12 protein-coding genes, 1 tRNA gene and 1 pseudogene are annotated in these 13,229 nt (G+C 71.7%); 3 read left to right on the plus strand and 11 right to left on the minus strand.

Annotation, left to right across the window (positions count from 1 at the left end):
- Nucleotides 1-23: 23 nt before the first annotated feature.
- Together ACWGR4_RS37255 and ACWGR4_RS37260 are read right to left on the minus strand one after the other, a co-directional pair.
- Nucleotides 24-1,553, minus strand: coding sequence for an MFS transporter (locus tag ACWGR4_RS37255; protein ID WP_380009144.1), 1,530 nt, complete (start codon nucleotides 1,551-1,553; stop codon nucleotides 24-26).
- Nucleotides 1,554-1,629: 76 nt separating this feature from the next.
- On the minus strand, nucleotides 1,630-2,382 hold the full coding sequence (locus tag ACWGR4_RS37260) for a GNAT family N-acetyltransferase (protein WP_452128612.1): 753 nt from the start codon (nucleotides 2,380-2,382) through the stop codon (nucleotides 1,630-1,632).
- A 150-nt stretch (nucleotides 2,383-2,532) separates the two neighbouring features.
- Between ACWGR4_RS37260 and ACWGR4_RS37265 the strand changes: the two genes are divergently transcribed.
- Nucleotides 2,533-2,880, plus strand: coding sequence for a cupin domain-containing protein (locus ACWGR4_RS37265; protein ID WP_380009138.1), 348 nt, complete (start codon nucleotides 2,533-2,535; stop codon nucleotides 2,878-2,880).
- On the opposite strand, the gene ACWGR4_RS37270 is transcribed toward ACWGR4_RS37265, so the two are convergent.
- On the minus strand, nucleotides 2,864-3,817 hold the full coding sequence (locus ACWGR4_RS37270) for a hypothetical protein (protein ID WP_452128624.1): 954 nt from the start codon (nucleotides 3,815-3,817) through the stop codon (nucleotides 2,864-2,866). The two genes, ACWGR4_RS37265 and ACWGR4_RS37270, sit on opposite strands and share 17 nt — an antisense overlap.
- Before the next feature lie 735 nt (nucleotides 3,818-4,552).
- Nucleotides 4,553-4,768 (minus strand): annotated as a pseudogene (locus ACWGR4_RS37275) (helix-turn-helix domain-containing protein); the annotation flags it as partial.
- A gap of 136 nt (nucleotides 4,769-4,904) precedes the next feature.
- Here ACWGR4_RS37275 and ACWGR4_RS37280 point away from each other — a divergent pair.
- Nucleotides 4,905-5,612 carry a DUF4232 domain-containing protein gene (locus ACWGR4_RS37280; protein WP_380009136.1) on the plus strand — a complete coding sequence of 236 codons (708 nt, stop codon included), beginning with the start codon at nucleotides 4,905-4,907 and terminating at the stop codon, nucleotides 5,610-5,612.
- Between the two features lie 136 nt (nucleotides 5,613-5,748).
- Nucleotides 5,749-5,824 (plus strand) — tRNA-Arg (locus ACWGR4_RS37285).
- A gap of 49 nt (nucleotides 5,825-5,873) precedes the next feature.
- On the opposite strand, the gene ACWGR4_RS37290 is transcribed toward ACWGR4_RS37285, so the two are convergent.
- The 7 genes from ACWGR4_RS37290 to ACWGR4_RS37320 all read right to left on the minus strand — a co-directional run bounded on the left by ACWGR4_RS37290 (nucleotide 5,874) and on the right by ACWGR4_RS37320 (nucleotide 13,227).
- On the minus strand, nucleotides 5,874-6,518 hold the full coding sequence (locus tag ACWGR4_RS37290) for a LuxR C-terminal-related transcriptional regulator (protein ID WP_380009133.1): 645 nt from the start codon (nucleotides 6,516-6,518) through the stop codon (nucleotides 5,874-5,876).
- A complete protein-coding gene (locus tag ACWGR4_RS37295; protein WP_380009130.1) occupies nucleotides 6,470-7,801 on the minus strand; it encodes a sensor histidine kinase in 1,332 nt (443 codons plus the stop codon). The genes ACWGR4_RS37290 and ACWGR4_RS37295 overlap by 49 nt, the downstream gene beginning before the upstream one ends.
- Nucleotides 7,802-7,936: 135 nt before the next feature.
- Nucleotides 7,937-8,413, minus strand: a complete 477-nt coding sequence (locus tag ACWGR4_RS37300; protein ID WP_380009127.1) for a MaoC family dehydratase — start codon at nucleotides 8,411-8,413, stop codon at nucleotides 7,937-7,939.
- Between the two features lie 144 nt (nucleotides 8,414-8,557).
- Nucleotides 8,558-9,589, minus strand: coding sequence for a 2,3-diaminopropionate biosynthesis protein SbnB (gene sbnB, locus ACWGR4_RS37305; RefSeq protein ID WP_452128611.1), 1,032 nt, complete (start codon nucleotides 9,587-9,589; stop codon nucleotides 8,558-8,560).
- A 73-nt stretch (nucleotides 9,590-9,662) separates the two neighbouring features.
- Entirely contained in the window at nucleotides 9,663-11,375 is a 1,713-nt protein-coding gene (locus ACWGR4_RS37310) for a phytoene desaturase family protein (RefSeq protein ID WP_452128610.1), read from the minus strand.
- Nucleotides 11,375-12,103, minus strand: coding sequence for a 3-oxoacyl-[acyl-carrier-protein] reductase (gene fabG, locus ACWGR4_RS37315; protein WP_452128609.1), 729 nt, complete (start codon nucleotides 12,101-12,103; stop codon nucleotides 11,375-11,377). Before fabG ends, ACWGR4_RS37310 begins: the two co-directional genes overlap by 1 nt.
- Nucleotides 12,100-13,227, minus strand: coding sequence for a beta-ketoacyl synthase N-terminal-like domain-containing protein (locus ACWGR4_RS37320; RefSeq protein WP_380009116.1), 1,128 nt, complete (start codon nucleotides 13,225-13,227; stop codon nucleotides 12,100-12,102). Before ACWGR4_RS37320 ends, fabG begins: the two co-directional genes overlap by 4 nt.
- Between the last annotated feature and the right edge of the window lie 2 nt (nucleotides 13,228-13,229).

The raw sequence follows: 13,229 nt of genomic DNA on the forward strand, positions 1-13,229 counted from the left end.
CCCGGCCCGGCGGTCGGCGCGGGTCAGTGCGTGTCGGAGGCGGGTTCCAGGTCGCGGGGGATCAGCCGCCAGGCCAGTACCGCGGCGACCAGCGCGACCACGCCGCCGGCCAGGAAGGTGGGCGTCATGCCGGCCGTGAACGCGTCGCCGGCTCGGGTGAGCAGGCCGCCCGTGCCGAGCCGGTCCGCCACCACCGACGCGTCCCCGATCGACTCGCGCACCGCCGACAGATCGGCCGCGCCGAGGTCGAGGTCGGGCAGGTTGGAGCGGTAGAGCGCGGAGGCCATGCTGCCGAGGATGGCGACGCCGAGGGCTGCGCCGAGTTCGTACGCGGTCTCGTCGATGGCGGCCGCGCCCCCGGCGTCCGCGGCCGGCGCCGAGGACATCAGCACCACCGAGGCGACGGTGGCCAACGTACCCACCCCGAGCCCGACCACCGCGAGCGAGACGCCGATCAGCGGGTAGTCCACGTCCCGGAAGTGCTGCCCGATCCAGGGCAGCGCCAGGCCGACACCCATCAGCGCGAGGCCGATCCCGAGCACGTTGCGCGGCGGGAAGCGGTGCATCAGCGGCGGCACCACCATCGACGCCACGATCAGCGCGATCGGCGCGGGCAGCAGGTGCAGACCGGCGGACACGGGGCTGTAGCCGCGGACGTACTGGAACCACTGGCTGAGCAGGAACAGCGCCGCGCCGAGGCCGAGCATGCCCAGGAAGATCGCGGTCGCAGCCATCGTGAACGCGCGGTTCGTGAACAGCCGGACCTGGAGCAGCGGGTGGGCGAGGCGCAGTTGGCGCCGGACGAACACGGTCAGCGTGACCCCCGCGACCGCGAGCAGGATCCACGCTCCGGGGTCGGCCACGCCGCCCTTGCCGAGTTGTTTGACGCCGCCGGCGAGCGTGCCCATGCCGACGATGGACAGCCCCACCCCGGGCCAGTCCCACGCGCCGGAGCGCGGCGAGCGGGACTCGGGCAGCAGCCAGAGGCCGAATCCGATCACCGCGACGGCGATCGGCACGTTCAGGAGGAACGCCGACTGCCACCCGTGCGACTGTACGAGCAGTCCGCCGATCACCGGCCCGAGCGCCATGCCGCCGCCGAAGACGGCCGACCACACGGCGTAGGCGAAGGCCCGCTCGCGGGCGTCGGTGAACACCTGGCGCAGGATGGTCAGCGTGGAGGGCATGATCGCCGCGCCGCCGACGCCGAGCAGCACCCGGGCGGCGATCACGTGCCAGGCCGCGGTGGCCGCCACCGCGAGCAGCGAGGCGATCGCGAAGATCGCGAACCCGACCAGGAGCAGCCGTTTGCGGCCCCAGCGGTCGCCGAGCGCGCCGGCGGTGACCAGCAGGCCGGACAGCGCGAGGGCGTAGGAGTCGATGATCCACAACTGCTCGACCGCGCCGGGCCGCAGATCGGCGACCAGGGAGGGGAACGCGACGTTCAGGATCGTCGCGTCCATCGAGATGATCAGCAGGCTCCCCGACAGGATCGCGAGCACGGCCCAGCGCCGCGGGTCACGGGCGGGGCGAAGGGGGGTGGAGCCGGCCATGAGACATCCTCAATTCTTGTGAGACACAAATGTCTCATGTCTCGATCGACGCGTCCACCGCTCCCCCACCGGGTGCCTACCGCTCGCCTCCCGGGAGTACGACGTGCATCAACGACTCGTCGTGCCGGAATCCGAGGCGCTCGTACACCGTCCGGGCCGGATTGCCCTCGGTGACCGCGAGGCCGATCGAGGGCAGCCCGGCGCGCGCGGCCAGGCCGAGCGCGTGCCGCAACAGCCGGGCACCGAGGCCGGCGTACGCGGGGTCGGGATCGCGGAAGACCTCGCTGATCCACGGCCCGAGTTGTTCGGCGTCGTTGACCAGCACCGCCGCGACCACCCGCCCCCGATCCAGCGCCACCACGCTCGCGTCGAGCAGGGGCCCGAGCACACGTCCGTGGTACAGGACGTCCAGGTCCTCGGGATGGGGATGCGACGTGCCGTCGGGATGTCCCGGCGGATAGGCGGCGATCCAGGAGTCGTACAGCGCCCAGGGCGGCACGGACGTCACCGGTCGCACCTCGATGCGCGGATCCGCCCAGGCGTGGCCGTCGGCCCGCGGATCCAACTCGCGGGCGTACCGGTGCAGATGCCGCACCAGTCGGCCGCCCGACGCGATCAGCACCGCACCGGTGTCCGCGTGCGCCGACACGACCCATCCGGGGAGCGCGGTCAAGATGGCGGGGGCCGCCGCCTCGGCCGGCAGCCGATGCAGCCGCAGGTCGAGCGCGGCCGGTCGGCCCGAGCGGTTGCCGAGCCGGTAGTCGGCGACGAGCGTCCCGTCCCGATCGAAGACGGTTCCGCGCGTACGCACGCTTTCATCGGTGGTCATGAGGTTCATTCTTCGATGCCCGAGCAAGTCGTTTACCTCCTCGGTCGCGGCCCTCTGCCCCCTCGCCAGGATCACCCGGCACACCGGTCGTCGCATTCCCGCGCCCACCAGAACATGCGCGGAGAGTGATCGCCCCCGAAACTGACATACATGGATAAAATCTCGCTCCGGACGGCCACGAAGGAGCAGCTCGCCTCGGCCCGCAGCACCTCGTCGGGCCGCAGCTCGACCGCCATGCTCGGCGGCTCCCGCCGGCGCTTGCGGCAGACCCTGATCGCCCTCACGGCGGGCAACTCGCTGGATCAACCCGAGAGCCCGGGCGAGGCCTCCCTGATCGTGCTGACCGGCCACATCCGGCTGACCGCGGGCGACGACTCCGTCGAGGGCGCCTCCGGCGACCTGCTCGTCGTCCCCGAGGAGCCGCACACGGTGGAGGCCGTCGAGGACTCGGCCGTCATCCTGACCGTCGGCACATCGGTGACTACCCCTGGCGCTTGATCCACTCGCCGCCGCCGAGCGGGTAGTCGTAGCCGGGGCGGGCCGAGCCGGCGCTGGTGCGAAACGGCTTGCCCTTGTTGTCGACCTTGACCGTGCCGCGGCGGCCGTCGGCGGCGGACCAGTCCAGGGTGAGATCCCAGCGCACGTCGTGGGCCTTGGTGTGCACCGTGATGTAGAAGACCTCGGGGTCGGTGGCGCTGACCTTGTACGGGAAGTCGCGTTGGCCGTTCTTCGCGGTGACGGTGGGGCTGCCCCGGTCGAGGTCGATGTCGAAGGACTTGGTGTCGACGTCGCCGCCGCAGCCGACGCCCATCGCGTAGTCGTTCCAGGCGAGGGGCGCACCCTTGGCGACGACGCGGACGTGCAGCGCCTCCAGGACGATCGTTTCCCGTTCGCGGCCCTGGACGGTGAGGGCGATCTGCTGCTCGTCCGAGGAGACCGCGCCGTACGCGCCGGACCAGCGCACCGCGTCCGCCTCGCCGGCGGGCGGGCCGACCTGCTCGGGGGCGCTGTCGACGAGGAAGTGTTGGCTGCACGGGTTGCTGTAGACGTACGGACGTACGGCGACGCCGAGTGGGTCGTCGCCCGAGGCGGCTCCCGTGCTTGGCGTGCCGCCCTTCGAGGCGCCGGGCGCGACCTTGCCGGGCGGGGTGGTGCCGGGCGGGGCCGAGGCCGATCCGGTGCCGGTGCCGGCGGTCGGCGGGGAGGCGGGGGCGGGCTCGGCGGGCCGGTCGCCGGCAGCCCGCGGGGCGGTGGGCACGGGGCCGGAGTCGGCCGCCGTGCGGGCGTCGGAATCGTCGCCGTCGTCGCCGGACAGCGGGTACGCGACGACCAACACGGCACCGAGCACGGCCGCTGCCGCGGCGAGGGTGACCGCGGCACGGCGACGGCGCGCGGGGGTGGGGGTCGGCGCATGCGGCGGCCCGACGACCGTCACCGTGTCGTCGCTTCCCGGGCCCTGCTCGGACGAGCCGACCGAACCGGCCGAGGGCACTCCGGCCGAGCCCGAGAAGCCGACCGAAGCCGCTTCGCCCGAAACCGCCGAGCCGGCCGGGGACGCTACGGAGCCAGAAGCCCCAGCAGCCCCGCCCCCGGCTCCCGAGCCCGACACGCCATCCCCGCCCGCCCGCTCGACCGAGCCCTCCACCGCCCCAACCGACCCACCCGCTGCCGCAACCGCAGTCGGACCCGAGGCCGGAGCCGAAGCTGAGGCCCCAGTCGGAACCTCGCCCCCGGCCGGGACCTGGGCCGGGGGCCAGGCCGAAGCCTCAGCGACAGTCGAACGCGGAGCCTCAGCGGCAGCCGAAGCCGGAACCTCGGCGGAAGCCGGGGGCGAGGTCGGGCCCGAGGCCGTAGCCCCGACCGGAGGCGAAGTCGAGCTCGAAGACGCAGCCCCCACCGAAGGCGAAGCCGGACCCGAAGGCGAAGGCGAAGCCGCAGCCGGGGCCGAGGTCCCGGCCGCCTCCGGCGCCGGCGCCGGAGGCGAAGCCCCCGCCGGAGGCGAAGTCGGGGTCGGGGTGGAGGTCTGGGCCGGAGGGGGCGCCGGCGTGCGGGGGCCGGGCGCGTCCGGGCGGCGGCCTCGCATCGCGTCCGCCAGGATCCAGTGTCGGTGCAGCTCCACCAGCTCCTGTGGGGTCGCCCGGCACGCCCTCGCGAAGCGCTCCACCGGTGCGTACTCGTTCGGCACCGCGGTGCCGTTGCAGTAGCGGTGCAGCGTCGAGGTACCCATGTGCAGCCGCTTGGCCAGCGCCCCGTAGCTGAGCCCCGAGCGGTCCTTCAGCCCCCGCAACAAACGCGCGAACGCCTCCGTTTCCGCTGCTCCCGCTGCCTCCGACACCCGTTCCTCCATCGCCCCGTGTCCCAAGCCGGCGTTCCAGGGGTCCGGCATTTCCCCTGGTCAGACCCGGTTTCGCCGTTCCGGCGTCCCCAATCGGCCGCTGTCCGTAGCCGCTGGGACGAACCCTGCCACAGGCTCGTGGTCGTTCAAGCAGCGCATCACCCGAACTCCCGAGGAGCCCGATCACATGTCCCGCGTCCGCACTTCCCGCACCCGTCTCGCCGGTGTCACGACGCTCGCGCTGGCCGCGCTCCTGCTGACCGCGTGCAACAACGACTCGGACAAGGACGGCAAGCCCGCCGCCGCCCCCGTCGTGACCACCCCGCCGAGCGCCCCCGCGGCCGCGCCGACCGCGGCGCCGATCGCCTCGACCCCCGCCGGCGCCCCCTCCTCCCGACCCGCCTCCTCGAACACCAAGCCGGGCGCGGCCTCCGGCCAGGACTCGGGCGGGCGAACCGATCCCGACAACGCGGTCACCTGCGAGGGCTCCAACACCAAGACCGTCGCGGCCCCGCTGAACCGCCCGATCAACCACGTGCTTCTGACCGTCACCAACACCGGCGGCAAGATGTGCTTCCTCTACGGCTACCCGGCCCTGCGCTTCGGCGAGGCCCAGTCCGTACCCCCGGTCATCGACGAGTCGAAGCCGCAGGCGGTCGTCACGCTCAAGCCCGGCGAGTCCGGCTACGCCTCCGTCAGCCTGTCCGCCGCGGACGGCAGCGGCGGCACCGGCCACACCGAGAAGACCCTCACCGTCTACTTCCACGGCCCCTCGGGCAACCAAAGCGTCGGCAGGGGCGCCACCCCGTCGCTGCCCGCCCAGGGCCTGTACATCGACGACTCCCTCAAGACCACCTACTGGCAGCAGTCCATGGACGACGCCACCAGCTGGTAGCCCGCCCGCCCCGGGCGCCGAGCCGGCACCGCCCGAAAACGCCCCGACGTCCACCCGACCCCGTCCGCTATCCTGTGCGCGGGATCCGATCCCGGGGACCGAAAGCCCATCGCCCCCGGACCCGGTTCCCCGCCCCGCCTCCATAGCTCAGGGGATAGAGCACCGCTCTCCTAAAGCGGGTGTCGCAGGTTCAAATCCTGCTGGGGGCACCACGCCTGAACAGGCAGGAAACCCCGGCCTCGGCCGGGGTTTCGGTGTGGGTCACTGGTCCAGGTATGCGAGGACCGCCAGCACGCGGCGGTTGTCGCCGTCGGCCGGTAGTAGGCCCAGCTTGGTGAAGATGCTGCTTATGTGCTTGGCGACGGCCTTCTCCGAGATGAAGAGGGACTGGGCGATGCCCGCGTTGGAGCGGCCCTGGGCCACCCACACCAAGACCTCGCGTTCGCGACCGGACAGGGTGCTCATGCTCTCGTCGCGCTCCTTGCGCACCAGGAGCTGGGAGATCACGTCGGGGTCCATCACGGTGCCGCCCTCGGCCACCCGTCGGATGGAGTCCAGGAACTGCGCCCCGTTGGTCACCCGGCCCTTGAGGATGTAGCCGATCCCGTTGCCGCCGCTGCTCAGCAACTCGCGCGCGTACAGCGGTTCGACGTACTGGGAGAGGAGCAGCACCGGCAGGTCGGGCATCTCGCGCCGGGCGGCGAGGACCGCGCGCAGGCCCTCGTCGGTGAAGTTCGGCGGTAGCCGGACGTCGACGATCGCGACGTCCGGTCGCTCCTCGGTGAGCGACTCCAGCAGGTCCGCTCCGTTTTCCACCGCGGCCACGATCTCGTGGCCGTGTGCCTCCAGGAGGCGGATCAGTCCGTCCCTAAGGAGGAAGTGGTCTTCGGCGAGGACAATTCGCACGGAAGCTCCATCGTCACCATCGTCGGGCCGTTGACGGGGCTGTTCACGGCCAATACACCGTCGAAAGTGGCAAGTCGTCGCTCGACGCCCTGCAGACCGGTGCCACGGGCGGCGTCCGCGCCGCCGTGTCCGGTGTCGGTGATGGTGACGCGCAGCATTCCGTGATCGTAACGGACGTCGATCCAGGCCCGGTCCGCGTTCGAGTGCTTGGCGACATTGGTGAGGATCTCCGAGATCGCGAAGTACGCGGCCGACTCGATCGGCATCTCGGGGCGGCCGGGCAGGTCGACCGTGACCTCGGTGGGGACCGGGCAGACCATGGCCAACGACCGCACCGCGTCGACGAGTCCGCGGTCGGCGAGCACCGGCGGGTGGATGCCGCGGACCAGATTGCGCAGTTCCTGCAACGCCTTGGCCGAGGACTGGCGTGCCTCGATCAGCAGGGCGCGCACGGCCTCGGGGTTGGTCTCCAGGAGGCGTTCCGCGGCGTCCAGGTTCATGCCCATCGCCACCAGGCGGGCCTGAGCGCCGTCGTGCAGGTCGCGCTCGATCCGGCGGATCTCGGCCATTTGTGTGTCCGCCGCGTCCGAGCGGGTCGTGGCCAGGTGCTCGATGCGGCCGGCCATCATCTCGTTCTCGCTCGGGGCGAGCATCGCGTAGGTGTACAGGGCGTGCTTGTGGACGGCGCGGGGCGCCAGCCACAGGGCCAGCGGCAGGTGCAGGACGCCGAGGATGCCCGCGAGCACCGCGGTGGCCGATCCCCCGACCGGGATGAAGTAGTACCACAGGCCGTCCCATTCCTCGGAGAGCGAGACGCCGAAGAAGGCGAGGAAGATGCCCCACGCGCTGCCGAGGAGCAGGGCGATCGGGAAGAAGGCCAGGAAGGCGCCGGCGACGGGGTCGGAGAGCACCCAGACGAACTCCCGCCGCAGTTGTGGGTCGTTCATGATCCAGCGGTAGCGGGCGACGACTCCCGAGGCGCCCGCGGGCACCGGCGGCTGCCGGCCGGCCGGGGTCGGGATCCGCACGCCGGACCAGCGCGCGGCCAGCACGCGTTGGCGGTTGCTCAGCCCGCGTACGCCCTCCATGGCGCGCGGCACCATGCCGAGGCCCGGGCCCACCAGGGTGATCGCGGAGGAGACGGCAAGAGAGCGGCCGAGGGCCGCGATCGACATCCAGCACAGGACCAACGCCCGCCGCAGACCGACGAACCCGGCAGGGACGGAGAACCCTTTGATCTCGCCCGACGACGGGCTTTCCCCGAGCTGCCTCGTGCCGTCCATGTATTCACTCCTCTTGCCATTCGCGGTGTCCCGGCCACAGTGGCCGTGTCGCTATTGTGGCGGAGGTCGGGCACCGAAATCGGTAGTATTTACTCCCCTCTTGGACGGCGGAGGGGGGTGTTTCCCCTACCTCCGTCAGGGCGCGGCCAAAGGCGTCCCGGGGGCGACGAAGAGCGACAGGGTGTCCGCCACGCAGGCCGCCTGTTGCCGGCCCTCGACCTCCACCGTCATGCGCACCGCGGTCAGGTGACCCGAGGGTGTTTCGCGGACGTTGGTGAGTCTGGCGCCGCCGCGGACCCGGGCCCCGACCGGCACGGGGCGGGGAAAACGCACCTTGTCCAGACCGAAGTTGACGCCCAGCTCCACCTTTTCGATCGCGAAGATCGCCCGCATCATCGCGGGCAGCAGCGCGAGCGTCATATAGCCGTGGACGATGGTCCCGCCGAACGGTCCGGTCGCCGCCCGCTCGGGATCCACGTGAATCCACTGGAGGTCGCCGGTCGCACCGGCGAATTGGTCGACGCTTCCCTGGGTGACTTCGAGCCATTCGCTGTAGCCGAGGTGTTCGCCGGCCGCGCCGGCGAATTCCTCAAGGCTGGAAAAGGATCTCATGCGGCAGATTCTGTGTGGGCGTCGAAGACGCGGCAAGGTGCTCCGGGGCCGGTTGTTCGTTCGGTCAGCGCGCCGTCAGCCGGCTGTCAGCGGTCGCCGGGGATCACCCCGGCGCGGCCCGCTCACAGCCGGCCCGGCACGGCGTCAGCCGTAGCGCTTGAGCTCGTGGAAGAAGTCCGGGACGGTGTGCAGTCCGTCCCTCTCGCGCACGCGGTCGTACACGTACTTCGCGACGGCCATGTCCAGGACCCCCAGGCCGAACGGCGAGAAGACCACCGGCCGGTCGGCCGGCGGGGTGATCGCCCCGGTGAGCACGTCGTACAGGGTTCCGGCGACGAACTCGCGGTTGCCGACCAGCTGTTCGGCCAGATGCGGCGAGGTGTTCGCCTTCATGCAGTGCTCGATGTCGTCGACGATGTTCCACGAGTCCAGGACGATCTCGGGGGACAGGTCCCGCAGGGAGACGTGCAGCACCAGCGGGTTGTGCGCGAACCATCGCGGGTCGCTCACATGCGGCTCCCCCGCGACGGTGGCGAAGACCACCAGATCGCTGGAGCGGATCAGGTCCTCGGCCTTGTCGTGGATGGTGATCCCGCGGTCCTCGCCCTCGGCCCGGCGCAGGTAGCCCGCGAAGCCCTCGGCGTACTCGGCCGACACGTCGTGCACACCGATCGACTCGAAGGCGAAGCCGCTGCCCGCGAGGTACCGGTGCACATAGCGGGCGATCAGACCGACCCCGAAGAAGCCCACCCGCGTGGGGCGTTGCCCGCGCACCTCGCTGAGCCGCGCCGCCGCGAGGGCTGCGGACGCGGCGGTGCGCGCCGCGCTGATGATGGAACTCTCCAGGCACGCGAACGGGTAGCCGGTCTCGGCGTCGTTGAGAATGAGCACGGCCGAGGCACGCGGGATGCCGGCGGCCACGTTCTCCGGGAAGCTGGAGATCCACTTGATGCCGTGCACCTCCACGTCGCCCTTGATCGACGCGGGCAACGCGATGATCCGCGACGACGGACGATCGGGGAAGCGCAGGAAGTACGAGTCGGGGTTGACCGTCTGCCCCTCGCCGTGCAGCCGGTAGGCGGCCTCGATCGTTGCGACGACCTCTTCCTCACGCCCGCTGAGGACGCGGTCCACCTGAGCGCCGGAGACCACGGCGAAGGAAGGTACCTGATTCATGGGAACACTGCTCCTGGTGGGACGAAAGGACCGGGTCGGGATGGGAAGGTGACGGTCGCGGGCCGGCCGGCCCTCAGCCGATGCGGGCCAGGCCCTTCGCGCCCTGCCGCGCCTGTCCGCGCGAGACGGCCAGTGGGTCCCAGTCCGGTGCCCGTTCGGGCAGTCTGGAGGCGTCGCCGAGCACCTTTCCGGTGTACGCCTCGGCGAACAGCCCGCGGCCGAGGATGCGCGAGGCGGCGGCGATTCCGCAGGTCGCCACGCCGCCGATGCCGCTGCCGTAGCGGACGTTCTGGCCGACCACGTACAAACCCTCGACCTCGGTCCGCACGTCGGGCCGCCGGGCCGTGCCGCCCCAGGTGGCCATGCCGTACGGGGTGCCGCCGCCGGCTCGGATGTAGCGCTCGTTGGTCAGCGGAGTGGCCGTCTCCACGTGTGTGATGCGGCTGCGGAACGGGCCGAGGATCTTCTCGGCGGTGTCCAGCATCGCCTCGGTCAACTCCCGTTTGCGGGCGAGGTAGACGGGGTTGCGGCGGTACGGCTCGCCGTCCACCGGTCCGCCCGGCACCCCCCAGAAGTCGTAACCGAACGGGCAGTTCATCATGAGCTGGAAATTGCTGTGGCCGGGCGGGCACACGGCGTGCGCCCCCGGGTCCCGGAGGGAGGCGAAGAACAGGGCGAGTTGCGACACCGTGTCCATCGTTTTGTCGCGCGCGTACCGCTCCAGCATCGCCGCGTGCGCGCCCTCCATGTCGTCGCTGCCGTGCCACCAGATGTTGGCGTTGGGCAGCGCCGGCAACTCGGTGTCGAGCGCGACGTACACCGAAACGATGGCATTGCGCATGGTCGCCTCGCGGGTCCGTGCCACGACGCCGGCGGGGAAGGCCGCCTCACCGCCGCACAGGTCGAGGACGGTGCGCCGGTAGTCCGCGTTGGAGATGATCAGCGGCGCCGAAATGCGCTGCCCGTCGATGAGTTCGACGCCGGTGGCGCGCCCGTTCTCGATCAGGATGCGGCGCGCCTCGCACCGGGTGCGCAGCTCGCCGCCGTACGCCTCCAGCGCCTCGACGAACGCGGCCACCAAGGCTTGGCCGCCGCCCTCGGGGTAGTACGCGCCGCGCAGGTAGTGGTCGGTGATGTTGACGTGCTCGGCGAAGCCGACCCCGTCGGGCATCGAGCCGTAGTTGCCGGCCTGGGCCGCGATCAGGGTGCGCCCCTTGGCGGACAGGCCGCAGTGGTCCAAGGCCTCGCCCAGCGTACGGCGAGTCCAGCGCATCGCCTCAGGGAACCTGCGGCACAACTGCGCCATCGAATCACCCGTCAGACTGGCCCGGTTCACGGCGGCCAGCGCCGTGGCGAGGTCGATGAACCGGTCGACGCGGTCGGCCTCCTCGGGCAGTGCCTGCCGAAGCCGTTCGGCGTAGGCGTCCCACCCGGCCGGCACGTCCAGGGTCGCGGTGGGCGTCATGACCCGGTCGAAGCCGTGCTCGTTGTCCATGGGCAAAAAGCGCACCCGGTCGCGGACGCCGAGGCCGGACAGGATCGTGGGGATGAGCCCGTCGGGCCCACAGTCGCCGAGGTAGTGCATGCCGACGTCGAACTCGTACTTGCGCCGCCGACGGAAGGCGTGCGCGTTTCCGCCCGCCACGTCGTGCTGTTCGAGGATGAGCACGCGGCGCCCGTCGGCCGCCAGATAGCCGCCGGTGACCAGGCCGCCGATGCCGCTGCCGACGACGATCACGTCGTAGCTGTCCCGAAGGCCCCCGGCCCCCTGCGTTCCGGTCCCCATCAGAAGGTGCCACCACCGTGGATCTCGAAGACCGACCCCGTGATGTACGAGGCCCGGTCCGACACCAGGAAGGACACCAGGTCCGCCACCTCCTCGGGGCGGCCTGCGCGCCCGAGCGCCACGCTCCCCAGCATCCGCTCCACCGCGGCCTCGGACATGTCGTCGACCATGTCGGTCGCGATCAGGCCCGGGGCGACCACGTTGGCGCGCACACCGCGCGGTCCGCACTCCTTGGCGAGGGACTTGGTGAAGCCGATGATCCCGGCCTTGGAGGCGGCGTAGTTGGCCTGCCCGATGTTTCCGTGGATCCCGGACACCGAGGACAGATTGACGATCGCGCCGTTCCTGCGCTTGCTCATGGAGAACGCCGCGGCGCGGCACACGTGGTAGACGCCGTCCAGATTGGTCCGCAGAACCCGGCCCCAGTCCTCCTCGGGCATCAGGATCACCGGCCGGTCCCGGGTGATGCCCGCCGAGGTGACGGCGACGTCGACGGGGCCGAGTTCGCGCTCGGTTCGCGCGTACCAGTCGCGCACGTCCGCCGCGTCGGACACGTCGCAGCGGGCGGCGCTGACACGCGTGCCGAACTCGCTTGCCTGCTTGACCAGTTGCTCGGCGGCCTCGTCGTTCGAGCGATAGCAGAACGCGACGTCGTACCCGTCCCGGGCCAGGCGCAGCACGATGGCCTTGCCGATGCCCCGGGACCCGCCGCTGACGAGCGCGATCATGCGTGCTCCCCGAGCAGTCGCAGGACGGCACAGGCCACCGCGCCGTCCCGGTCGACGGCGGACACCAGCGCGATCCGACCGGACGAGGTCGGGTCGGCCTCGGCCACCCCGAGCACCGCCTGGATCTGGAAGGAGGCGGAGGCCGCGCTGGTATCGCCGAGCAGCTCCATGGACGGCACCCGGGACAGCGCGTCGGCGGGCAGCAGCGCCGCCAGCGCCTCCGACTCGGCCCGGCCGGCGGCGGTGGGGGCGGCGCATGGGACGGCCGCCCACACCTCGTCGGGGGTGACGCCCGCGCGGTTCAGGGCGCGGCGCACGCAGCCGGTGACCGCGGCCCGCGGGTCGTCGTCGATGTCGATGCCGCTCTCGATGCTCAACACGGCGGCCAGCGCGGGGCGTTCGGCGGCGCCGGCGTGCTCGACCAGGAAGAGCCCGCAGCCCTCGCCGAGCAGCGGCTCGGGGTCGCCGGCCGCGAGGGCGGTGTACTCGAACCAGGCGTGGATGGCGGAGAACTCCTCGACCGAACCCACCAGGTACTTCGTCGCACGGCCCTGCCTCATCAGCCGCCGCGCGTAGTTGAGGGCGAGCAGCCCGCTGACCCGGCCGCCCGCGACCGTCGTGTTGGGGCCCTTGAGGTCGTGCCGGATCGCGCAGGCGCCCGCGGCGTGGTTGAGGCTGCCGAAGGGGATGCGGCCCGCGTCGACGTGGAAGGGCAGCGCGTTCGTGTAGGACTGACGCAGGAGGTCCGTCATGTTCTCCAGGCTGCCCATGGAGATCCCGAGAACCACACCGGTGGCCTCGTCGGTCCGCACCGCCCTGTTGCCTTCGGCGTCCAGGAGCAGCCCGTCGGAGGCGACCAGCGCCAGCGCGGTGAGCCGGTCCATCTTGGCCGTGCCCTTCGGACCGAGCAGGCCCGGGATGTCGAAGTCCGGGACCGTGCAGACGTTGGGCGACGGCAGCGTGCCGAGCGCCGCGTCCGCCTTCACGGCCGTCTTCGCGCCGCCGCGCACGCCCGCGGCGAAGGCTTGCCGGGTCACGCCGTGCGGGGATACGGCCGACCAGCCGGTGATGACTAGCGTCTCCGGTGGCAGCGAGGCCGCCGGGGTGACTGCTGCGGTACTCATGT

This window comes from Embleya sp. NPDC055664 (genome assembly GCF_053618075.1).

What these genes read in the sequence shown, in the direction of transcription:
- ACWGR4_RS37255 (WP_380009144.1), bottom strand. Translation starts at nt 1,553, where the DNA reads ATGGCCGGCTCCACCCCCCTTCGCCCCGCCCGTGACCCGCGGCGCTGG.
- ACWGR4_RS37260 (WP_452128612.1), bottom strand. Translation starts at nt 2,382, where the DNA reads ATGACCACCGATGAAAGCGTGCGTACGCGCGGAACCGTCTTCGATCGG.
- ACWGR4_RS37265 (WP_380009138.1), top strand. Translation starts at nt 2,533, where the DNA reads ATGGATAAAATCTCGCTCCGGACGGCCACGAAGGAGCAGCTCGCCTCG.
- ACWGR4_RS37280 (WP_380009136.1), top strand. Translation starts at nt 4,905, where the DNA reads ATGTCCCGCGTCCGCACTTCCCGCACCCGTCTCGCCGGTGTCACGACG.
- ACWGR4_RS37295 (WP_380009130.1), bottom strand. Translation starts at nt 7,801, where the DNA reads ATGGACGGCACGAGGCAGCTCGGGGAAAGCCCGTCGTCGGGCGAGATC.
- ACWGR4_RS37300 (WP_380009127.1), bottom strand. Translation starts at nt 8,413, where the DNA reads ATGAGATCCTTTTCCAGCCTTGAGGAATTCGCCGGCGCGGCCGGCGAA.
- sbnB (WP_452128611.1), bottom strand. Translation starts at nt 9,589, where the DNA reads ATGAATCAGGTACCTTCCTTCGCCGTGGTCTCCGGCGCTCAGGTGGAC.
- ACWGR4_RS37310 (WP_452128610.1), bottom strand. Translation starts at nt 11,375, where the DNA reads ATGGGGACCGGAACGCAGGGGGCCGGGGGCCTTCGGGACAGCTACGAC.
- fabG (WP_452128609.1), bottom strand. Translation starts at nt 12,103, where the DNA reads ATGATCGCGCTCGTCAGCGGCGGGTCCCGGGGCATCGGCAAGGCCATC.
- ACWGR4_RS37320 (WP_380009116.1), bottom strand. Translation starts at nt 13,227, where the DNA reads ATGAGTACCGCAGCAGTCACCCCGGCGGCCTCGCTGCCACCGGAGACG.